This window comes from Polaromonas sp. P1_F9, from assembly GCF_056405615.1.
This window is the reverse complement of record NZ_JBFUBT010000004.1, coordinates 415452-437807: the sequence shown is the minus strand read 5'-3', so window position 1 is coordinate 437807 and position 22356 is coordinate 415452. Positions and strand designations below refer to the sequence as shown.

11 protein-coding genes are annotated in these 22356 nt (G+C 62.9%); 5 read left to right on the top strand and 6 right to left on the bottom strand.

The window, feature by feature from the left end; translation table 11 throughout:
• Positions 1-15: 15 nt before the first annotated feature.
• Positions 16-8379 (top strand): two-partner secretion domain-containing protein, encoded by an 8364-nt coding sequence (locus AC1DYR_RS13475; RefSeq protein ID WP_477705533.1) that lies wholly within the window; start codon positions 16-18, stop codon positions 8377-8379.
• Between the two features lie 157 nt (positions 8380-8536).
• Entirely contained in the window at positions 8537-8845 is a 309-nt protein-coding gene (locus AC1DYR_RS13470) for a hypothetical protein (RefSeq protein ID WP_477705532.1), read from the top strand.
• A gap of 85 nt (positions 8846-8930) precedes the next feature.
• On the opposite strand, the gene AC1DYR_RS13465 is transcribed toward AC1DYR_RS13470, so the two are convergent.
• Positions 8931-9836 carry a LysR substrate-binding domain-containing protein gene (locus tag AC1DYR_RS13465; RefSeq protein ID WP_477705531.1) on the bottom strand — a complete coding sequence of 302 codons (906 nt, stop codon included), beginning with the start codon at positions 9834-9836 and terminating at the stop codon, positions 8931-8933.
• Positions 9837-10013: 177 nt separating this feature from the next.
• Here AC1DYR_RS13465 and AC1DYR_RS13460 point away from each other — a divergent pair, with 177 nt between their 5' ends.
• The 3 genes from AC1DYR_RS13460 to AC1DYR_RS13450 all read left to right on the top strand — a co-directional run bounded on the left by AC1DYR_RS13460 (position 10014) and on the right by AC1DYR_RS13450 (position 13748).
• Positions 10014-10988: a Bug family tripartite tricarboxylate transporter substrate binding protein gene (locus AC1DYR_RS13460; RefSeq protein ID WP_477705530.1), complete on the top strand. Its 975-nt coding sequence runs from the start codon at positions 10014-10016 to the stop codon at positions 10986-10988.
• A gap of 109 nt (positions 10989-11097) precedes the next feature.
• Positions 11098-12522 (top strand): MmgE/PrpD family protein, encoded by a 1425-nt coding sequence (locus AC1DYR_RS13455; protein WP_477705529.1) that lies wholly within the window; start codon positions 11098-11100, stop codon positions 12520-12522.
• A 77-nt stretch (positions 12523-12599) separates the two neighbouring features.
• Positions 12600-13748, top strand: a complete 1149-nt coding sequence (locus AC1DYR_RS13450) for an ABC transporter substrate-binding protein (RefSeq protein ID WP_477705528.1) — start codon at positions 12600-12602, stop codon at positions 13746-13748.
• Between the two features lie 49 nt (positions 13749-13797).
• Here the strand turns inward: AC1DYR_RS13450 and icmF are convergent, their stop codons facing one another.
• The 5 genes from icmF to AC1DYR_RS13425 all read right to left on the bottom strand — a co-directional run bounded on the left by icmF (position 13798) and on the right by AC1DYR_RS13425 (position 22185).
• Positions 13798-17121: a fused isobutyryl-CoA mutase/GTPase IcmF gene (gene icmF / locus AC1DYR_RS13445; RefSeq protein ID WP_477705527.1), complete on the bottom strand. Its 3324-nt coding sequence runs from the start codon at positions 17119-17121 to the stop codon at positions 13798-13800.
• Positions 17122-17283: 162 nt separating this feature from the next.
• Positions 17284-19227, bottom strand: coding sequence for a TRAP transporter large permease (locus AC1DYR_RS13440; protein ID WP_477705526.1), 1944 nt, complete (start codon positions 19225-19227; stop codon positions 17284-17286).
• 89 nt (positions 19228-19316) lie between these two features.
• Complete coding sequence (locus tag AC1DYR_RS13435) at positions 19317-19943, bottom strand: TRAP transporter small permease subunit (protein ID WP_477705525.1); 627 nt, start codon at positions 19941-19943, stop codon at positions 19317-19319.
• Between the two features lie 92 nt (positions 19944-20035).
• Positions 20036-21145 (bottom strand): TRAP transporter substrate-binding protein, encoded by a 1110-nt coding sequence (locus AC1DYR_RS13430; RefSeq protein WP_477705524.1) that lies wholly within the window; start codon positions 21143-21145, stop codon positions 20036-20038.
• Between the two features lie 152 nt (positions 21146-21297).
• Entirely contained in the window at positions 21298-22185 is an 888-nt protein-coding gene (locus tag AC1DYR_RS13425; RefSeq protein WP_477705523.1) for a PPK2 family polyphosphate kinase, read from the bottom strand.
• Positions 22186-22356: the final 171 nt, after the last annotated feature.

Here is a 22356-nt window from a genome sequence, read left to right as displayed (position 1 = left end):
AAACGGAGTACCGCCATGCACAAACATGCCACCGCCAATCGCTCATTCAGGCTTGTATGGAGCGCCGCGCGCGGCGCCTACGTCGTCGCGCCGGAGACGGCCAGCGGCCGCTCAAAGAGCAGAGTATCCAGTGGAGGGCAGACCAGCCGGCTGGCCACCGCCATGGCGTTTGCTGCAGGCATCGCCTGGTGCGGCGGCGGCTTCGACGCCGCGGCCCAGGTGCTGCCTACGCCGACCACCGTGGTACCCGTCGGTGGCAACACCAAGGCCTACACCAACCCCAACGGCGTGCCTGTGGTGAACATCGCCACAGCCAACGCAGCGGGCCTGTCGAACAACCAGTACATCCAATACAACGTCGATACCAACGGCCTGGTACTCAACAACATCGCGAATGCGTCGGGCGGGCGTTCCTACCTGGCCGGCCAGGTGCAGGGCAACCTCAACCTCAGCGCGCCGGCCCGGGTCATCTTGAACCAGGTAGTCGCGCCCAACCGCAGCATGCTGGCGGGCTTTACCGAAGTGCTGGGCAGCAAGGCCGACGTGATCGTCGCCAACCCATACGGCATCACCTGCGGCGGCTGCGGCTTTATCAACACCGACCGCGTCACCCTGACCACCGGCTTGCCGACCATCGCGGCCGACGGGAGCCTCAGCGGTTTTGCTGTAACCGGCGGCGACATCCTGGTCAACGGCACCGGGCTCAATGCCTCAGCCCAGCAGATCCTGGACCTTGTGACGCGCTCGGTCCGGCTTGATGGACAGGTCAATGCGGCCGCCACCGGCGTCATCGGCGTCACGACCGGCAACAACCAATGGAACTACGGCTCCAGGACGGTCACCGGCAGCACCGCCGGTAGCGGCGCCGCGCCTTCGTTTGCGATTGACTCCACCGCGCTGGGCGGCATGTACGCCGGGCGCATCCAGCTGATCGCGACCGAGGCCGGCGTGGGTGTGCGCACGCTGGGCGAGGTCGCGGCCAGCACCGACGACTTCACGCTCAGCAGCGCCGGCAAGATCGACCTGCGAAACAAGGTCGCCGCGCAGCGCGACGTGACTGTCACCACAACCAGCACCGGTGCGGATGCCATCAACCTGGCGAACGCCCAACTGTCCGCCACACGCAACCTGCAACTGCAGGCCGCCACCGGCGGCGCCACCTTGAGCGGCGGCGTGCTGGTGGCCGGGGGCAACCTCGGCCTGTCGCTGGCCACGCTGTCCGACATCCAGAGCGGCGCGGCGATTACCGACAACAACAAGCGCTTCGGCGACACCGTGAATATCACGACGACGGGCGCCGCCGCGCTGGATGGTGTGAGCTGGGGCGCGGCGAAAGCCTTGAACGCGAGCATGGGCAGCCTTAGCGTGGGCGCTTCCGGCGGCACGCTGTCGGGCGGCACCACCACGACCCTGGCAACAGCGGGCGACATGAACCTGGGCAAGGCCACTGTCTGGTCTTCAGGCGATATGTCGTTGACGGCGGCCACCGGTGCCATACGCACGGCAGCGGGCGGGCAGGGCGTTGAAAGCAAAACCGGCAAGCTCGATATCTCGGCCGGCAACGGCCTGGACAATGACGGTGCCATCGCCGCGAGCAACGGCGCCATGACGATCAAGGTCAACGGAACGCTGGACAATTCCGGCACCCTGTACAGCAAGTCGGCCATGGCGATTTCGGACAAGGCCGGCGCCGCGACTGAAAACATCGTCAACAGCGGCACGCTGCTGGCGGACGGCACCCTGAACGTCAAGGCGGCGCAGGTGACCAACAGCGGCGACCTGCAGGGCACAGGCGGAAGCACCCTCACCGCCACCAGCCTGAACAACTCGGGCAAGTTCATTGCATCATCGACGGCGGGAACCTCGGCCACCCTGAACCTGGCCACGCTGGGCAACACCGGTGCTGGAACGGTGCAGGCCAACCAGGACCTGGCGCTCAACGTGTCCGGCTCGCTCACCAACGCCGGCAACGTCATCGCCGGCCGCAACCTCGCCGTCACCTCCACCGGCAGCGCCCTCGCGCTGACCAACCAGTCCGGCGGCACGTTGCAGGCCGGCGCCGCTACTGGCAGCACGCTCTCGGTGACAGGCCCAGCCGTCACGCTGAACAACAACACCGGCGCCAAAATGCTGGGCGATAAATTCACCGTGGCCGCGGCTACCGTGAACAACGATGGCACCTTGCAGGGCGGCACAAGCGCCAGCACGCTGGCCGTCACCGGAACGCTGACCAACAGCGGTACCGTCACCCTGGCTACTACCAGCGCCGGCAGCGGCACCATCAGCGCCAACAGCATCGCCAACAGCGGAACCTTGCAGTCCACCGGTGCCGCCACACTGAGTGCGGTTGCCGCGCTGAACAACACCGTGACCGGCAAAATCATGGCCGATCAACTGACCGTGACCGCGGCGACCCTGGTCAACGCCGGCGTGCTCCAGGGCGGTGCCGGCGTAAGCACGATCAACGTCACCAACACGCTGACCAATGCCTCCACAGGCACCCTGAGCCTGGCCACAGGCGCGGGCGGCAGCATCACCGCCAATTCGCTGACCAATGACGGGACGCTGCAGTCCAGCGGTGCGGCCACGCTGAATGTGACGACCGCGCTCAACAACAATGCGACCGGAAAAATCATGGCCGACCACCTGACCGTGGCGGCCGCCAACCTGGACAATTCCGGCGTGCTGCAAGGCGGCAACGGCGGCAGTACGATCAACGTCATCAACACGCTGACCAACAGCGGCATCTTGACTCTGACCACTAGCGCCGGCAGCGGCACCATCACCGCCGACACGATCACCAACAGCGGGACGCTGCAGTCCCCGAGTTCGGCGGCACTGAACGTCGCGACCACATTGAATAACAATGCGGCAGGCCGGATTCTGGCGGGCCACCTGACGGTGCGCGGCACCGACGCCGCCTATGCCGTGGACAACCAGGGCCTCATGCAAGCTGACACCGGACTGGATGTGAAAGGGCGGCTTGCCGGCAACGGCGTGACCATCGGGATCGGCGGTGGCGGCATGATGCTGGGAGAAACCGTAGACCTCAAGGGCCAGCGCCTGGTGATCGCCGACGGCGGGAGCCTGCGCTCGACCGGTGATATGACGGTGGTCGCCGACGCGCTGACGCTTGGCGGAACCACTGCGAAGATTGTGGGCTCCACCGGGGGCGGCAGAACCGATATCACCACCGCGAGTGCCTTCAGCAACCCCGGAGCCATCCATTCCGGCGGGACCCTGATATTCACTGCGCTTTCTCTCGACAACACATCCACAGGCGGCATGTCGGCGCTGGGCGACCTGACGGTGAAGGCCACAGCTGGCGACATCAGCAACTCCGGCGCGTTGTATGCCGGCAGCACGCTCACAGCGACCGCCGCTGGCCGCACCATCACGAACGTTGGCACCCTGTCGGGCCAGATCGGTACCATGGATAGCGGCACCGACATGACCCTGACCGCGGGCACCTTCATCAACAACAGCACCGTACGCGCCGGTAAAGACATCACGGTGAATGCGACTACCTTCAAAAATGAAGTACAGGGCGGAGACACCCGTCGCTTCGTCGAAGTGTCGCGGACCACACCGGATGATTCGAGTTCGGCGGGCGCCTACAAAGTGGACTCCTGGTACGGATTTCCCGACAACTACACCAACGAGTACTTCAAGGAGACCTGGAAGCTGGAGCAGCAGTACGCGAACAATGTGGCGCCAACCTTCACGCCGCAGATCGTGGGCGGGACCTCCGTCACCATCAAGGGTTTTTCGGGCACTACCAACGGCAACCGGGGTGCCATGATTTCAGCGCCCACGGTGACCATCAGCGGTAGCGGAGATTTCACCAACGACAGTCTTTCCCTCAGCTTCCAGAACTGGGACAGGACATGGGAACGTTATACCCACTACATCGCCCTGGGTCCCGCGGTGTACGAATCGAGAACACTCAAAAACAATTCCGGCAACCACCTGGTCCTCCCCGGAGTGCTCAGCACGCACAGCGGTGGAATTTATGCCTCCAGCCTGAATATGGGCGGTTTTTCCCTCACGGTCGCCGGCCCGCAGTTCCGCGCCGACCCCCAGACCAAGAGCGAGACGCCGGCCAATGGAGGCACCGGGCCCGACGCTGAGAGGCCGACGGGGCCGACCTCCCCGGTGCTCAACGTTTCTCCTGTGGGCGGCTTGACGTCCATCGCCTTTGGCGGGATCGTCATCCAGTTGCCCACCAACCCGAACGCTTATTTCGTGATGAAGCCGGGCGGATCAGCGTCTTATCTGGTGGAGACCAATCCACTGTTCGCCGCCGTCACCAACCTTTACGGCTCAAGTTACCTCGCGGGCCAGTTCGGCATGGACCCGGACCATCTCGCAAAACGCCTGGGCGATGCCAATTACGAGGCCTACCTGATACGCCAGCAACTGGTCGCGCAGACTGGTAAAAACCTGCTGGCTGGCTACCAGAATGAGTCCGATCTGCTGCAGGCGATGATGACAAATGGTGCCGTTGAGGCCAAAAGCCTGGACTTCATTTGGGGTGAAACCCCCACCAACGACAAGCTGGCCAAGCTGACGCACGATGTGGTGTGGATGGTCAAAGTCAGCGTCGCCGGCCAGGATGTGCTGACGCCCGTGGTCTACCTGTCGGCGAAAACCATTGCCGGCCTGCAGGGGGGCACCATGGTCGCCGCCGACACCATCACCATGACCGACATGCAGTCCGTCTCCAACAAAGGCGGCGCCATCGTCGCCAGCGGCGAGCTGAAAATCACTTCCAAAGGCGATATCACCAACCAGAGCGGAAGCATCAAGGGCGGCTCAGTCTCGCTCAAGTCCACGGAGGGCAGCATTGTCAATGAAACCTTGACGTCAACCGGTAGCACAGTGAGTGTGGGCGGGGTTTCCCAGACCAACGCGGGCTGCAACGAAGACGCGAAGTTCTGCAACACCACCATAGGCAATACCGCCGGGATTGAGGCGACATCGGGCAAGCTGACCCTGGATGCGAAAAATGACATCCGGGTGATAGGCGCGAACGTCAAGGCTGCGAAAGATGCCGAACTGATCGCGGGTGGAGGGATTACCTTCGACACTATCAAGGAAGTCTCCCGCACGTCGGAGTTTGGCTCGGAGAGGAAAGGCCTTTCGTCGATGCACTGGGAAACAGTTACCACAGAGACCAGGAACACCGGCTCCAGCTTGATTACCGGCGGCGACCTTACGCTGAAGAGCAATGGGGGCGACACCTCGCTGTACAGCGCCAATGTCGATGTCGGCGGAAACCTGACGGCCACGAGTTCCGGGAAACTGTTTGTGGGCACGCGCGAGGACACCAAGGACACCAAAACCATCGTGACGACCTCCATCGTGGCCGGGCAGGCCCTGTCCGCCGAAGCCCAAGCCAAAGCCGACATGGTGAAAGACCCGGCGACCGAGGTGGGACCCACGACCCGCGACTACTCCAAGGAGGACTACACCAGCGCCAAGCAGGTCGGTACCCTGGGAGGCGCGACCGTCGCGTTCACCGACAACCGGGACATCAATCGCGCCGCGGGGTCTCTTTTCTCCGCGACGACAACCACGGTCGTCGACAGCGACAAGAAGAGCAAAGCCTCCATCATCAGGGTAGGCGGCAACGCCACCCTGACGGCCTCGGCCGGGACGATCACGCTCCAGGGCTCGGACCTCAAGGCCAACGGCGACGTGACCCTGACCGCCAAAAATGTTGAGGTGCTCGCGGCCAAGGACGAGCACACGACCACGACCAAGACCGACAAGACTTCCGTCGGTATTTACGCGGACGGAAAATCTGTCTCCAGCACCGAGGCCGGCGCCTCGTCGGTGAACTTCAACGAAAAGGCCGACGTTCAGTTCAGGACCGAGAACGACGGGGCCGTGACCATAGGCGGCCGTACCGAAAACAAGACCACGGTGGAAAGCACCACGAAAAACACCGGCTCCAGAATCAGCTCCGGCGGCAAGCTCACGGTGACGGCGGCCGAAACGGCCAAATTCGTGGGGTCGCAAATGGCGTCCGGCGGCGACCTGAGCATTCTCGCGAAAGACATCACCAACGAGGCGGCCGAAGACAAACATTCAAAGACCACCACTTGGTCGCAGGAGACCCAGGGGCTCAGCGTAGACGCCAAATTCGACAGCCAGGCGTATGAGCGAAACCGCGCGACGTTAATCGGAACCCCGGGCGCGGGCGCCAAGGCGCTGGCGGACGGCAAGGCCGAAATCGGCGTCGGCTACCGTGTTAACCAGCGCTCGGGCTTCGAGAACTCCGGAAGCACCAACATGGTGGGAAACCAGTTCACGGCCGGTGGCAGTGTGACGCGCAAGGCGGGAACGACGGACAGCTCGGGTACTTTTACCGCATCGGGAACGATTGTCGACCAGGGAACGCAAATCACAGCCACGAGGGGGGATATCGTCCAGAGCGCAAAGACAATAGAGGACAAGGCGGTCCAAGATACGGCATGGCAAAACAAGTCCGAAACCAACAAGGACTACCGCGCGGGCCTGTACAAGGGCACTTGGGGCGAAGCGATTGCCGGTGTCCAGGCGGGCGGGGGCGGCTATGGCATGAACCCGGGCAACGACCCGACCATGGACCAGACCAGAGGAATCCGGGTCACGACGCTGGAGTCGACCAAAACCAAGAGCGACACTCTCACGGTCGCGGTAACTTCCAGCTATACGGCCGGCGGCAAGATCGACTCCACATCGACGGGAAAAACAACGCTGGCTGGCGCCACCCTGATTGCAGGAGGCGACGTAACGATCAAGGCCGGTGAATTCGAGTTCAAAGCCGCGGAAAACACCGACACGCGGCGAAGCACCAACGTTGAAATGAAAAATGAAGTGCGGGCGGGGATTGTCGACACCTTGAGCCAGGCCGACATGTCGGTGACCTCCGGTGTTATGGCCGAAACCGTCACTGGCTACGACCAGATGGTGATCAAGCAGAAGACAACGACAGCGCGGGCAGGATCGATCGCTTCGAACGGCGGCCAGGTAAAAATCACAGCCACTGGGGCGCTCGGCCAAGGCAACAACATACGCCTTGAGGGCACGAACATCGCGGCGGCGGCGAGTGTGGACGTCACATCCACCAACGGAAACGTGGTGCTTGACGCGGCCAAAACCACCACGACCAAGGACGGGCTGGGCGGCAGCGTGACCGAGAAAAACAGGGCTAAGGTCGCTCTGGGTGTCAGCGAGGAAACCGGCGTGGCATTGGAAGGTGGTGCCGGCATGGAGGCCAATACCGGCCACAGTCAGCAGAACTATGAAAGCGTCAAGAACACCGGCGTGAACATCAAGTCGGCTTCCGGTGATGTGACCCTGTCCGCGGGTAAGAACCTGACACTCAAGGGCGCCGCGGTGGAGGCCACCGCCGGCAATGTGAATCTCGGCGCCAAGACCGGCATAGCACTGCTGGAGGCCACTGATACTACGACGACCTCCATGAAAGGAAGCTCGAGCTTCGATACGGCGGGCTTCAAGACCACGGCAACGGGTTATGGAGGCTCCCTGGCTGCGGACGGCACCGTGCTGTTTGCGACCCATACCACCCAGCAGGGCCAGGTGACGACGATCAAGTCCGGCACCGGCAAGGAAACCTCGCTGGACACCGCGGCGGGCACGATCACGTCCCAAGGCGCCCAGCTTTCAGGCGGAACAACCGACCCCAGCCGCGCCATTACCAACACCGCCAAGTCCAACAGCGATGTTCGCACTGGCGGCGACATCGATATCGATGTGGTGTTTGCCGTGGGGATAAAACCCACCCGAACGGCGGAAGCCCAGCGTGTTGTCGACCAGGACATGTATGAGGTCAAAAACCGCATGCTTTTCGGTGCCAAGGACGAAGCCAAAGTCGAGCGTGTACAGGACAGGCAGGCGCTTGTGGCGCCAAGCCCCGCCGCTGCCCGGCCCGCCGTGCCAGCGCTGACGCCGCCGGCTCCCGTCACCACCCTTCCGCCCCCGACAACCCCCACTTCAGCGGCCACCCCGGCGCCGGCCCCTGTGAATACCTCCATGCCGGTTTTCGCGCTCGTCGCGGCCCCTGTGCCAAAGACCGCGCCCGTGGCGCTCGAGACGCGGGAAGCTCCGGAAGCCAGTGTGCAGGCGCCCAAACCCGGCGTCGCGCCGCAAGTCAAGGTGGCCGTGACCAAGCCGGCTATTAAGGCTCCGCCCGCCAAGGTGCCGCCGCGCGCCCCGCGCCATCCGCGCGGCAGATTGCTGGAGGCGACCGGGGCAGGGCAGGCGACAACGACCGCGCCAACCGCACCACCCGCGCCATCGGCAATGACGCCCGTCAGCGCGAATCAGCAAGCAGTGCCGATGACGGTTTCGGCCAAATCCTTGCCTTAGTCTTTGCCATACTCACTGACCCACTGCCGGGGAAACCCAAAACCCACGGCGGTGGCTGCGATTCTGGAAGGGGCTTCGAGTTTCCCGGCACCCTCCGGCGGGTGGGGCCGGCAAACCCGCACCATTTCACCCTCCCATATCGACACTGGAGCAACCCTTGGCACTTCAATGGCTCACCATGCCCATCCTGCGGCATTTCCATAGGAACGAGGCACCGGTGACGGAGACCATGCCGCCCGACCCTGGGGATGGTCCTGAATACCGCTTGCTCAAGTGGCCCGATCTACCGGACTCGCTTCATACCGCGGATGTGATGGGCGCTTTGTCCGTCATGACACAGCGGCCCGTGACATCCTGTTGGTTCGCCCAACGCGTGAAATGGCAAACCTGGAAGGCCATCGAATTCCTCGAGAGCCTGTGCATTTCGGGCGATGCCTGCCAGGTGACGGACGCCAAGAACGGTTGATGTTGCTCTGCAAGATGCTACGGCTAGATCACGCCGTTCGCGGCAACAGGCTTTAATCAGGCGTCTGTGTCGGGCCGCCGAAGCCTCAAAGGCCAGGCGGCGACTGGCCCGTCAACCACTGGCGCAGCGATTGGATCACGGGCGCCTTGGCGCGCTCGTTCGTCGTCACCAGGAAATAGTTGCGTGGCGAAATAAATGGCTTGTCATTCAGCTTGACCAGGCGCCCGGCCTGCTGTGCCGATGCGCTCACGTAGTCTGGCGCCAACGCGACGCCCAGACCGGCCTCCGCTGCCATCAATGCAAGCGACAGCAGGCCGTAGTGGGCGCCCGGCATCGGGACTTCTACAGACGCGCCCAACTGACGCAGGTAGGCCGGCCACGAGTTGGGCGCCATGGTCTGGTGCAACAAGGGCAGCGCGGCCATTTGCGTGCCCGTCAGCGGCGCCGCCAGCCGGCTCAGCGTAGGCGCTGCAAGAGGAAAGGAGTGCAGGGGGTGTAGCAGGTCGGCCACGCAGCCGGGCTCCGGCCCTTCGCAGTGGACGATGGCCGCGTCCAGCCCCGAGTCGCGCATGCTGATGGGCCCGGTATGCGTGGCCACGTCCAGCTGGATTTGCCGGTGCGCGATGGCGAAGGCGCACAGCCGCGGCATGGCCCACAGTGTGCCAAAGGTGGTGGGCACAGACAGCCGCAGTATCTTGCCCGGCATGGATCCCATGGACGCGGCGATGGTCGCTGACTCCAGCTCGTCCAGCAGGGTTCGCACCCGTCGCAGGTAGCTGGCACCGTCAACCGTCAGCTCCATCCCGCTAGTTGTGCGCCGGCACAGCGCTACGCCGACAAAGCCCTCCAGGTCCGACAGCTGGCGGCTCACCGCGCTTTGCGCCAGACCCAGTTCATCGGCTGCGGCAGTAATGCTCAGGCGCCGTGCAATCACCTCGAAGGTGTTGAGGTTGACGATGGAAGGCAGGTGGCGCTGCGTCGGATATTTCATGGTGGGTGCGGCCATTATTGGCATGGCATCCGTTCGCCCGCAATGAAAAAGGCTATGCGGGCATGAAATAAATGCAGGGGGGTATGCGTTTATTCCGTTGGACAGGCCGGCGCGCATGTCAGATATTCAGGGCGCCCCAGTGGGCAGCCCATCAAGAACAAAACGTTGGAGTCATCGATGCTGAAATTTCAAACACGCCTTGTGCTGCTCTTGGCGGCGGCCACGCTGGCTGGCACCGCCCTGGCGGCGGATTGGCCCGCCACCCAGCCTATCAAACTGATCGTGCCCTCGGCCGCCGGCGGCACGCCCGACCAGACCAGCCGCAAGCTGGCCTACTACCTTCAGGACAAACTCAAACAAGCGGTGATCGTCGAGAACCGCCCCGGCGCGGCAGGCACCATCGCCATGCAGGCGGTGGCCACCGCCAAACCCGACGGCTATACGCTGGGCTTCGGCAATATCGTGACCATGGCCATCAACCGCAGCCTGATTTCCAAGATGCCCTACAACCCCGATAAAGATCTGGCGCCGGTGGCCGTGCTCTCGCAGGTGCCCAATGTGCTGGTGGTCCGCCATGGCCTGCCCATCGCCTCGGTGCGTGACTTGGTCGTCTATGCCAAGAGCCACCCGGGCAATCTGACCATGGGTTCCGGCGGCAACGGCACCACCAGTCACCTCAGCGGCGAAATCCTCAAGGAAAAAGCCGGCATCAGCTTCAGCCACATTCCCTACCGCGGGGCCCCGCAGGCGCAGACCGACCTGATCGGCGGGCAGATCGACTTCATGTTTGACAACCTGCCGTCCATGGTGGGCGCGATCCAGTCGGGCAAGGTGCGTCCGCTCGCGGTTACCAGTAAACGTCGCTCGGCGCTGCTGCCCGACGTGCCGACCATGGAAGAGGCGGGCATTGCAGGCTTCGAGGTGGTGGCCTGGGGCGGCATTGTGGCACCGACGGGCACGCCTCGGCCCGTGATCCTGCGCCTGAACCGTGAGATCAACAACTGGCTGCAGGCACCTGCGACCAAAGCCGAATTCGCGCAAGTGGGGCAGGTCGCGCTTGGGGGAACGCCCGAGTTTTTCAAGACGCATATTGACAGCGAGGCGGAAAAGTGGGGTGACGTGATCCGTAAGGCCGGAGTGAAGCTCGACTGAGCGTGCCTTGTCTTCTCGCATAAACCTGCTGCTGCGTGTTTGCCATTCGCCCCACACCCGGTTGCGCTGACAGGCGCAACACATACCAAAACAGACCCCAAGGACAAGCATGTTCAGTTCCCCCGTCCCCGCTACCCAGGTTCTCGCGCACTGGGCTGCCACGGTCCCCGGTCAATGGGGTGAATCAACCCTGCGCACGGCGGAGCACTCCCTGGAGGACACCATCGCCGCCATGGTGGCAGGTGCTGGGGATCCGGTTTGCGCCTCGGTACGTGCGGGATTGCGTGTCGCGGGACCGGTCCCGGTGGTGGGTAGCAACACCGGGACTTGTGCCGCCTTCAGTGCGCTGGCCAACGGCACGGCCGCCCATGCGCGGGAGCTGGATGAGATGTTTTTCGTCGCCGGTGGACATTTTGGCTGCGCCGTGATCCCGGCCATCCTGGCGCAAGCCCACGAGATGGATGCCACGCTCGATGCGGTTCTGGATGCACTGATCGTCGGAAGCGAGGTGATGGCCCGCGTCGGGATGGCGATGGACCGGTCCCATGCCGAAAAAGGCTGGCATGGCACCCAAACCATTGGTGTAATTGCTGCCGCAGCCGCTTGCGCCAGATTGCTTGGGCTGGACGCTGGCAGGATGACGCACGCTCTCAGCTTGGCTGTTTCCATGGCAGCTGGACCCAAGGTCCAGTTCGGCACCGACACGAAACCCGTGCATGCCGGATTGGCGGCCCAAGGCGGTGTGCTGGCCGCATCGCTTGCGGCCTCAGGCGTCACCGGCAGCGATAAAGCCCTGGAAGGCCCGCATGGGTTTGGCGCACTCTATGCTGGGGGCTTGGCGGCCGACTGGCGGTCCATGACTGCAGTCAACGATGGCCCGCTGGCGATCGACAGCCACGGCCTGGGATTCAAGCTGTATCCCAACTGTGCGTCCACACACCGCTGTCTGGACGCGTTGCAAGCCCTGGCCACGGAACACCGATTCGGCATGGAGGATGTGGAGCGTGTCGAAACATTGGTCGGGCGCGTCAACTTGGTGAACCTCAAATACCCGGAGCCCCGGGATCCCCGCGAGGCCATGTTCTCCATGCCCTACGCAGTGGCAACGATGCTCCGTTACGGCACGGTCACGTTGGCCGACTTCACGCCGCAAGCGGTGCATGATGATATGACCCGGCGCCTCATGCCACGCGTCGAAATGCGCCTGGATTCGACACGCGTAGAAACCGCAACGCAGCTGCTCCCCCACACCACAGTCGTAACCTTGAAGGACGGACGACGCCTGGAGCGTGTGGTTCACCACGCCAAAGGGTCATTCCTGAATCCGTTTTCGCCGTTGGAGCGGCAAATCAAATTCGAACAATGCACCACGGGCATTATTCCGGAAGAGCGGGCGGCAACGCTTCGCGACAACCTGGCTCGACCGCAAGGCGTCAAGGTTCGCCAACTGCTGGCACTGCTGCAGTTCGAAGCCCGGGTTGATGATGGCACGCGTTTCGGCCGTCTACGAGACGGGTCGGGAACCTCTCCTTGACCTGCAATTGAATTCAGCCCCTGCTCAGGCAGGCCCGAACCTGACGGTGGCCGCCGCACAAAAAGGAAAGTCTCACCATGCGCAACCGTTGCTTGTCGTCAGCTTTCGCCGAAATCCTGATGGCACTGACTGTGGTTGGTTTTGTGATGAGAGCCGGTCCGACACTCGCCGCAGAGATCGTAGTGGGCCAGGTCGGCCCCATGTCAGGGCCGGAGGCTGGCCAAGGCCGCGCTTATGCCGCCGGCATGCAATTGCATTTCAACGCCCTGAACAAGGCCGGCGGCGTCAACGGTCATAAGTTCACACTATTGCGCAAGGACGACGGAGGGGCGCCCGACGACACGGTCACTTTGACCAAGCAGATGATTGCCGGAGATAAGCCGCTGGTCCTGGCCGGCTACTTTGGCGGCAGGAATGTGACCGGTCTGGTGTCTGCAGGCATTCTGGCAAAAGAAAAGATCGCCCTGGTAGGCTACCGCACTTCGGAGATCCAGCCAGACACCCCCTATCTATATAGCGTGCGGGCAGGTCTGCGCGACGAAATTTCCAAACTCATCGAACATTTGGCCACCATTGGGATTAAGCGCCTGGGGCTTTTCCATGAGGCTGGGCCGGGCTCAACTGCGGTAATCGCCGCGGCCGAGGAGTCAGCCAGGAAAGTCAGAGCGACGATCGAAGGACGCGCCTCCTACGTCGCCAATACGGTCAACGTCACTGACGCCGTGGACACTTTCATGAACATGCAGCCGCAGGCGATCATCATGGTTTCCAGCGGGTCTGCTGCGGCTGGCTTTATTGAGAAGTACCGTATCGCTGGCGGCGCGGCTCAACTGCTTGCCCATTCGGGCGCCGACATCGAGCAGCTCTCGAAACGACTGTCTCCGGAGCAGATGCAAGGTGTGGCTATCGCCCAGGTGACGCCAAGTCCGTACAGGGTCTCCAGTCAGCTCGTCAAGGAATTTACTGAGTCCGCTGCCAAGACACCCAACCTGGAAGTGCCTGTGAGCTACGCCATGATGGAGGGCTATATCGCCGCCCGCGTCATTTCTGAGGCGATACGGCGCCAAGGCAGCAGGCTCAGCCGCGAAGGGACCGTTCTAGCATTGGACAGCATGAGTAATTTTGATCTGGGTGGTTACTTGATCAGCTTTAAACCGGGACAGCACTCTGGCTCTGGCTTCGTCGAGTTATCCATCGTCACCAGTGTTGGCAGGATTCGGCAATAGCCGAAATAACTTGCCATGCATCAGTTGGGTAATACCGCTCCCCGCCGGTTTACATATTTCGCCGGTATTGCCCACCCACCTCGAACAGCGCATTGGTGATCTGCCCCAGCGAGCAGACCCGCACCGCCTCCATCAGCACCTCGAATACGTTGAGGTTCTCAATCACGGCCTGTTGCAGGCGTTTGAGCATGGCGGGTGATTCGGCGGCGTGGCGGCGGTGGAAGTCGTCCAGGCGCTTGAGCTGGCTCTGTTTTTCCTCCTCGGTGGAGCGGGCCAGCTCGAGCTTGTCCTGCACTGCGTCGCCGTGAGGGTTGCGGAAGGTGTTGACGCCGATGATGGGCAGCTCGCCGGTGTGTTTGAGCATCTCGTAGTGCATGGACTCGTCCTGGATGCGGCCGCGCTGGTAGCCGGTTTCCATGGCGCCCAGCACGCCGCCGCGCTCGGCGATGCGCTCGAATTCCAGCAGCACGGCTTCTTCGAGCAGTTCGGTGAGTTCTTCGATGATGAAGGCGCCCTGTGAGGGGTTTTCATTCTTCGCCAAGCCCCATTCGCGGTTGATGATGAGCTGGATGGCCATGGCGCGGCGCACTGATTCTTCGGTCGGCGTGGTGATGGCTTCGTCAAATGCGTTGGTGTGCAGCGAGTTGCAGTTGTCGTAGATCGCGATCAGCGCTTGCAGCGTGGTGCGTATGTCGTTGAACTGGATTTCCTGCGCATGCAGGCTGCGGCCCGAGGTCTGGATGTGGTATTTCAGCTTCTGGCTGCGTTCGTTGGCGCCGTATTTTTCTTTCATGGCCACGGCCCAGATGCGGCGCGCGACGCGGCCCATCACGGTGTATTCCGGGTCCATGCCGTTGCTGAAGAAAAAACTCAGGTTGGGCGCGAAGTCGTCGATGTGCATGCCGCGCGCGAGATACGCTTCGACAAAGGTAAAACCGTTTGACAGCGTGAAGGCCAGCTGGCTGATCGGGTTGGCGCCGGCTTCGGCGATGTGGTAACCGCTGATGGAAACGCTGTAGAAGTTGCGCACCCGGTTGTGCACAAAGTACTGGGCGATGTCGCCCATGACTTTGAGGCTGAACTCGGTCGAGAAGATGCAGGTGTTCTGTCCCTGGTCTTCTTTCAGGATGTCGGCCTGCACGGTGCCGCGAACGTTTTCCTGCACCCATTCGCGTATCTTGGCGGCCTCGGTGGCGGTGGGGTCGCGGCCATTGTCTTTTTTGAACTTGTCGAGGTTCTGGTCGATCGCCGTGTTCATGAACATCGCGAGGATGGTCGGCGCCGGGCCGTTGATGGTCATCGAGACCGAAGTCGATGGATTGCACAGATCGAACCCGTCGTACAGCACCTTCATGTCGTCCAGCGTGGCGATGGAGACGCCCGAGTTGCCGACCTTGCCGTAGATGTCGGGGCGCAGGGCCGGGTCGTTGCCATAGAGCGTGACAGAGTCAAACGCGGTGGACAGCCGCTTGGCCGCCATGCCTTCGCTGAGCAGCTTGAAGCGGGTGTTGGTGCGGAAGGGGTCGCCTTCACCGGCGAACATGCGGGTCGGGTCTTCACCCTCGCGCTTGAAGGCAAAGGTGCCGGCGGTGTAAGGGTAGCTGCCGGGCACGTTGTCCAGCATCAGCCATTTGAGAATTTCGCCGTGGTCTTCGTACTGCGGCAGCACCACCTTGCGGATGGTGGTGCCCGAGAGCGATTTGGTGGTCAGCGCTGTGCGGATTTCCTTGTCGCGGATTTTGACCACGTATTCGTCACCGGCGTAGGCGGCCTGCATGTCGGGCCACTGGGCGAGCAGGGCGCGGGCATCGGCGTCCATGCGCGCCTTACGGTGACCGGCCAGATCCAGCGCGGCTTCGGCGGCTGGCGCGCGGTCGGGCTTGTCGATCTTGAGCATGGAGGCCGCGGCTTTGAGCTGCTGCACCTCGCGCGCCAGTTGAGCTTGCGCGCGGGCACGTTTTTTGTAGCCGCGCACCGTGTCGCTGATTTCGGCCAGGTAGCGCGTTCGCGCGGCCGGCACCACCGGCGTCTGGTTGGTACTGTGGCGCACTTCGGCCGCGGGCAGCGCACCGCCCTCAAGCGCCAGGCCCAACGCGGCCAGGCGCGGCTTGAGCGCCTGGTAGAGGGCCGTCACGCCGTCGTCGTTAAAGCGCGCAGCCATGGTGCCGAAGACCGGCATCTTGTCGGCCGGCGTGCCCCAGGCTTCCTTATTGCGCTGCACTTGCTTTGAGACATCGCGCAGGGCGTCGAGCGAACCCTTTCTGTCGAACTTGTTGATGGCGATGAACTCGGCGAAGTCCAGCATGTCGATTTTTTCAAGCTGGCTGGCCGCGCCGAATTCGGGCGTCATCACGTACATGGGCACGTCGACGTGTGGCACGATGGCGGCGTCGCCCTGGCCTATGCCGGAGGTCTCGACGACGATCAGGTCAAAGCCCGCGCATTTGCAGGCGGCGATCACGTCGGGCAGGGCCTGGCTGATTTCGGAGCCGAAGTCGCGTGTGGCCAGGCTGCGCATGAACACGCGTTGCCCGCTGTCGGAGTTCTTCTGGCCGGCGATGGGCACTGTCCATGGACTGATCGCGTTCATGCGAATACGGTCGCCGAGCAGCGCGCCGCCACTCTTGCGGCGAGACGGGTCGATACTGATGATGGCCACGCGTAGCTTGTCGTTCTGGTCCAGGCGCAGGCGGCGAATCAGCTCGTCGGTCAGCGAGGACTTGCCCGCGCCGCCAGTGCCGGTGATGCCCAGCACGGGAATCTTGCGGGTAGCGGCTTGCGTGCGAACTGCATCGACCAGCGTCGCATCGGCCTTGCCGTTCTCTAATGCGGTGATCAACTGGGCCAGGGCTCGCCAGTTCATCTCGTCGTGGCCTTCAATGGCTTTGACATTCTTGGGGGCGAAGCCGGTCAAGTCCTTGTCGCAGCGCATGACCATCTCACCGATCATGCCGGCCAGGCCCATCTTCTGGCCGTCTTCGGGACTGTAGATGCGGCTGACACCGTAGGCATGCAGCTCGCGGATTTCGGGCGGCACGATCACGCCGCCGCCGCCGCCGAACACCTGGATGTGCTCGCCGCCGCGACTCTTGAGAAGATCGACCATGTACTTGAAATACTCGACATGCCCACCCTGGTAGGAACTGATGGCAATGCCCTGCGCGTCTTCCTGCAGGGCGGCCGTTACGACCTCGTCGACGCTGCGGTTGTGGCCCAGGTGGATGACCTCGGCACCCATGCTCTGCAGGATGCGCCGCATGATGTTGATGGCCGCGTCATGGCCGTCGAACAGGCTGGCCGCCGTGATGAAGCGCACCTTGTGCGTGGGGCGGTAGCTGGCGAGCGCTTTGTATTCAGCGGACATGTCGGTCATGGTTGTCTCCGGGAGGGGCGGGTTGGCTCCCTCGCTCACTGTAATTGACGTTTACGTAAACGTCAATCTTACTCCGTAAGTGGAGGCTGTTCAAGCGCCCGCCTCGGGGCGGGGGTATTCGAGGGGAAGCGGGCCGCCTCGCTGGAGAGGACCTCCGGCCGGTCAGCCGCCGCCGTACAGGAACTTCGGCAGCCAGAGTGTCATGCCCGGCCAGACGTACATGAACACCATGCACAGGATCACGATCAGCATATAGGGCATCATGCCGGCGAAGATCTGGTTCAAGGTCACGTGGGGCGGCGACACGCCTTTGAGGTAGAAGGCGCTCATCGCGACCGGTGGCGACAGGAAGGCCGCCTGCAGGTTCACGAAGACCAGCACGCCCCAGAGGATGGGGTCGATCTGGAAGTGCTGCAGCAGCGGCAGGAAGATGGGCACAAAGATCACGATGATTTCGGTCCACTCGAGCGGCCAGCCGAGGATGAAGATGATGGCCTGCGATACCAGCAGAAACTGCAGCGGCGTCAGCTCCATTGACAGCACCCATCTTTCGATCACGGCCTGCCCGCCCAACAAGGCGAAGACGGCCGAAAACAGCGCTGAGCCGACAAACAGCCAGCACACCATGGAGGTGGTTTTGGCGGTGAGGAAGACCGCTTCCTTGATGCGCTGGAAGTTCAGGGTCTTGGCATGCCAGGCCATCAGGAAGGCGCCCGCCGCGCCGACCGCCGCGGATTCGGTGGCCGTCGTGATGCCGAACAGGATCACCGCCAGCACGACGAAGGTGAGGATGGCCAGCGGCATGACGGAGGACACCAGCATGCGCAGAATCTCGAACTGCTCCGCATCGAACTTCCAGTAGTACCAGGCCAGCAGCAGCAAGGTGATGGCGCAGGCGATCCAGAAGCCGGTGAAGAACATGTCGGGAACGGCGACGGTGTGCGGGCCTTCGGCCGCCGGGTCGCCAAACTGCTGCATGGGCTCGTCCCTGGCGGCGCCGGCGGCCGGCTCCTCGGTTGCGCCAGGTGGGGCCGACAGCTCCTGCAGGCCGCTGGTTTCTGCCGGCGGTTCCTGGACGCCGCCGGCAGCCGGCGGTGCCTGGACAGCCTCGGCGCCGGGAGCCTCCTGCAGTCCGCCGGTGGCAGTAGCGGGTGCGGGCGCCTGGGCTCGCTGGGTGACCTGCGCCGCGGCGCTCGCAACGTTGTCCTCCTGGGAGTGGATCACCACATACCACCACACGGCGCCCAGGGTGACGGCCGACAGCGCCAGCGGCACCAGCGCCAGGCCCAGGCTGCGCGCCAGCAAGCCCCGGGTGATCTTCATGCCGTCCACGCCGGCTTTGAGGGCGCGGCCGGGCGATGCGGTCGCGGCCAGCAGCGCGGGCAGCATGCGGCGCGAATAGGCGCCGCCGATGGCGTGCAGCCAGGGCGGCACCGGCACCTGCTGCTGCTCGGGCGGCAGCCTGGGCGCGATCTTCGGGTTGATCAGCACCCAGCCGATGATGTAGACGAGGTACAGCAGGGCCAGGAAAAAGCCCGGGAACATGGCGGCCGCATAGAGCTTGACGACCGACTGGCCGGCAACGGCCGCGTAGACGATGATCATCACCGAGGGCGGGATCAAGATGCCCAGCGTGCCGCCTGCGGTGATGACGCCGGCCGCCAGCCGGGTGTCGTAGCCGGCGTTGAGCATGGGCCGCATGGCGATCACGCCCATCAGCACCACGACGGCGCCCACCAGGCCGCTGGCGATGCCCCAGAAGGTGCAGATGATCAGCGTGGTGACGGCCAGCGAACCCGGCACGCTGCGAAACGCGAGCTGCACGCTGTGGAACATCTTGTCCACCAGCGCGCCGCGCTCCATCACGTAGCCCATCAGCACAAAAAGCGGGATGGACAGCAGGGTTTCATTGGTCATGGCCCCGAAGGCGCGCTGCACCATGAGGTCGAAGATCTTGTTGTCGAGCCAATGGGCCGACGGGTCGTAGAACGCGACGAAGCCGAACATGATGCCCAGCCCCATCAGGGTGAAGGCGGTGGGAAATCCCAGCATGATCACGACCACGATCAGGCAGAGCATGGTCATGCCAAGGGCTGCATTGGTCATGGAGCCCCCACGTTTGCCGCCAAGGCGGTTGCACTGCCCCCCGAGGGGGCGCGATCTTGTTTGAAGCGGTTCTGCACTGCGATCATCATCTATCCCTTCATCCCTTTGGATTTTTCGATGGCGAGCCGCTTGGCATCCTCATCGACGAATTCGCTGCCGGCCAGCTGCTGTGCTACCACGTCGGCCTCCTCTGCGTCCTTGAGGCGCGGCGTCCACACACCGGTCCTGATGCACACCACGCAGCGGATCATTTCAGCGATGCCCTGCATCAGCACGATGGCGCCGGCCAGCGGGATCACGAACTTGAAGGGGTAGAGCGGAATCGGGTCAGCGTTGAAGGTCTGCTCGTGGATGGCCCACGAGTCATTGAAGTAGGTCCAGCCGGCCCAAGTCAGCGCGGCGATGCCGGGCAGGAAGAACAGGACGTACAGCACCAGGTCCAGCCAGGCCTGCATGCGCGGCTTCATGCTGCCGTACAGAAAGTCTCCACGAACATGGCCGTCCTGGGCCAGGGTATAGGCGCCGCCCATCATGAACAGGGTGCCGTAGAGCATGTTGTTGGCGTCGAAGATCCAGGCCGTCGGCGCGTTGAGCGCGTAGCGCTTGAAGACCTCGGCGCAGACCAGCAACATCAGCGCCACGATGAGCCAGGCGAAAGCCTTGCCCACCCAGGTGCTGATGGCGTCAGCGGTGTGAAGGAGACGTTGAACGTTCATGGCGGTTCCGATGGCGGGCTGCGACAAAGAAAAGCAGCCATCCAGGCGGGACCGGATGGCTGCTGTACTCAAGGCTCAGGCTCAAGCGCCGGCTAGGCTTTCTTGCCGGAGAAATAATGGTTGTAGGCCATCTTGAAGTCGACGGAATAGTCGTTGTGCCAGGACACGGCCCGCTGGGCGAAGGCCTTTTGCGAATCCAGCACCTTCTGGAACAGCGGGTTCTCGCCGGCCTTCTTGGCAATGGTCTTGTCCCAGGCGTCCAGCTGGGCGCGCAGCACGGCATCCGAGGTCTTGTAGAACTTGATCCCCTGCTTCTTCATCTCGATGTAGTCGCTGGAGTTGCGGTCTATCATTTTCCAGCTCATGTCGGCGCTGGCGGCCTGCACCGCGTAGTCGATGATGGATTTGAGTTCGGCCGGCAGCGTGTTGTATTTGGTCTTGTTGAACAGGATTTCGAACTGCTCGCCGCTCTGGTGAAAGCTTTGCAGCATGCAGTTTTTCACCACGTCGGGAAAGCCCAGGACCCGGTCGGAGGAGGCGTTGTTGAACTCGGCCGCGTCGATCAGGCCGCGGTCCAGCGCCGGCACGATCTCGCCGCCGGGCAAGGGATTCACCGCGGCGCCCATCAGCGTGAACATGTCCACGGCCAGGCCCACCGTGCGGTACTTCAGACCCTTGAGGTCGTCGGCCTTGGCAATGGGCTTCTTGAACCAGCCCAGCGGCTGGGTGGTCATGGGGCCGTACAGGTAGGACACCACGTCCATGTTGATGGCCTTGTAGATTTCCTCGAGCAGGGCCTTGCCACCGCCGTAGTTGTGCCAGGCCAGCACCATGTTGGAGTCCATGCCGTAGCCGGGGCCGGAACCCCACAGGGCCAGCGCCGAATTCTTGCCGTAGTGGTAGGCCACCACGCCGTGGCCACCGTCCAGCGTGCCCTTGTTGACGGCTTCCAGCAGCTGGAAGGCCGGCACGACCGCGCCCGAGGGCAGCACCTCGATCTTCAGGCGGCCGCCGGCCATGTCATTGACCTTTTTCGCGAAGTCGTTGGCGAATTCGTGGAAGATGTCCTTGGCCGGCCAGGTGCTCTGGAAGCGCAAGGACGTTGTCTGCGCCATGGCGACCATGGGGGCGGACAGGGCGCCGGCGGCAATCGCGGCGCCTTTCAGCAGGCCGCGCCTGCGGGGGTTTTTGCTCTCGGTCATGACTTGTCTCCTGTTGTTTCGAAAAAGGTAAGAGGACTCATCATTCCGCCTTGCCCATTCCTTACAAAGAGGGTTTCCACCAACGCTACAGGACGGTGCCCCTTCTCAGGGTGAAACTGTTTGTGCCTGACCGACAGGAACCGCCGAGGAGCTCAGGTGATTTTCAGCCCCTTGAGAGCCGGATCGCCTGGCGGAAAACGCAGCTTCAGTTCCTGCAACCTGGCCCGGACGAGGGTAGCGATCATCAGGTTGCGATGCGTCTTGGAGTCAGCCGGCACCACGGTCCAGGGTGCCCAAGGGGTGCTGGTGGCCTGGAGCAGTGCTTCGTAAGCCTTCCGATACTGCTTCCATTGTTTGCGGACCTCCAGGTCGCCTGCGCTGAATTTCCAGTGTTTGGCGGGGTCATCCAGTCGCTCCTGCAGCCGTCGCTTTTGCTCATCGGGACTGATATGCAACATGAACTTGAGGATCACGGTACCGGTTTCCGAGAGCATGCGTTCGAAGTCGTTGATATGCCGGAAACGCTGTGCTGTTTGTGCCGATGTGATCCATCCGTTGACGGGCGGCACCAATACATCTTCGTAGTGGCTGCGGTTGAAAATCACGATCTCTCCCATGCCCGGCATCTGCTGATGGATTCGCCACAGGTAGTCATGCGCCCGCTCGTCTTCCGTCGGGGCCTTCCAGCTGACCGTCCGTACGCCCAGCGGGCTGATGCGCCCAAAGACACCGCGCAATGTCCCGTCCTTGCCTGACGTGTCCGTTCCCTGCAGGACCACAAGAAGCTTGTAGCGTTTGTCCGCGTAAAACAGGTTTTGCAATCCGTCAATCTCTGTGGCCAGTGCTTCGACGGCAGCTTTGTCGCGTAGCTTGTCGCCCGTCGAGAACGGCTTGGCTGCCGGGTCAAGGCTGGCGAGGGAAAACCCCTTGGGCTTCGACGGAGAGGGTTGCCAGGGGGCTACGGTTTTGGCCAGAGCCTTGAAGCTTGCCTTGCCAGGCTGTACCTTTTGTGGAGAAGGTGTATCGGCGTTGCGGGGCATCGGGGTCTCCTGCAGTTCATCGGTAGGGTGATTGTGCATGTCACACCTGCGCCAGGGGATGCGCGGCCTGCCTATGCCCTCACTGTCTGGCGTGTGGTTGCAGGGGGATAAACTAGATCTGCTGGTTTCGGGTCGCTGTCATGCGGTGCATGCATGCCCGATATGCCTGTT

Bases quoted from the DNA above. Each gene is read 5' to 3' on its own strand.
- AC1DYR_RS13450 (WP_477705528.1), top strand. From the start codon at position 12,600: ATGCGCAACCGTTGCTTGTCGTCAGCTTTCGCCGAAATCCTGATGGCA.
- AC1DYR_RS13455 (WP_477705529.1), top strand. From the start codon at position 11,098: ATGTTCAGTTCCCCCGTCCCCGCTACCCAGGTTCTCGCGCACTGGGCT.
- AC1DYR_RS13435 (WP_477705525.1), bottom strand. From the start codon at position 19,943: ATGAACGTTCAACGTCTCCTTCACACCGCTGACGCCATCAGCACCTGG.
- AC1DYR_RS13425 (WP_477705523.1), bottom strand. From the start codon at position 22,185: ATGCCCCGCAACGCCGATACACCTTCTCCACAAAAGGTACAGCCTGGC.
- AC1DYR_RS13465 (WP_477705531.1), bottom strand. From the start codon at position 9,836: ATGAAATATCCGACGCAGCGCCACCTGCCTTCCATCGTCAACCTCAAC.
- icmF (WP_477705527.1), bottom strand. From the start codon at position 17,121: ATGACCGACATGTCCGCTGAATACAAAGCGCTCGCCAGCTACCGCCCC.
- AC1DYR_RS13430 (WP_477705524.1), bottom strand. From the start codon at position 21,145: ATGACCGAGAGCAAAAACCCCCGCAGGCGCGGCCTGCTGAAAGGCGCC.
- AC1DYR_RS13475 (WP_477705533.1), top strand. From the start codon at position 16: ATGCACAAACATGCCACCGCCAATCGCTCATTCAGGCTTGTATGGAGC.
- AC1DYR_RS13460 (WP_477705530.1), top strand. From the start codon at position 10,014: ATGCTGAAATTTCAAACACGCCTTGTGCTGCTCTTGGCGGCGGCCACG.
- AC1DYR_RS13440 (WP_477705526.1), bottom strand. From the start codon at position 19,227: ATGACCAATGCAGCCCTTGGCATGACCATGCTCTGCCTGATCGTGGTC.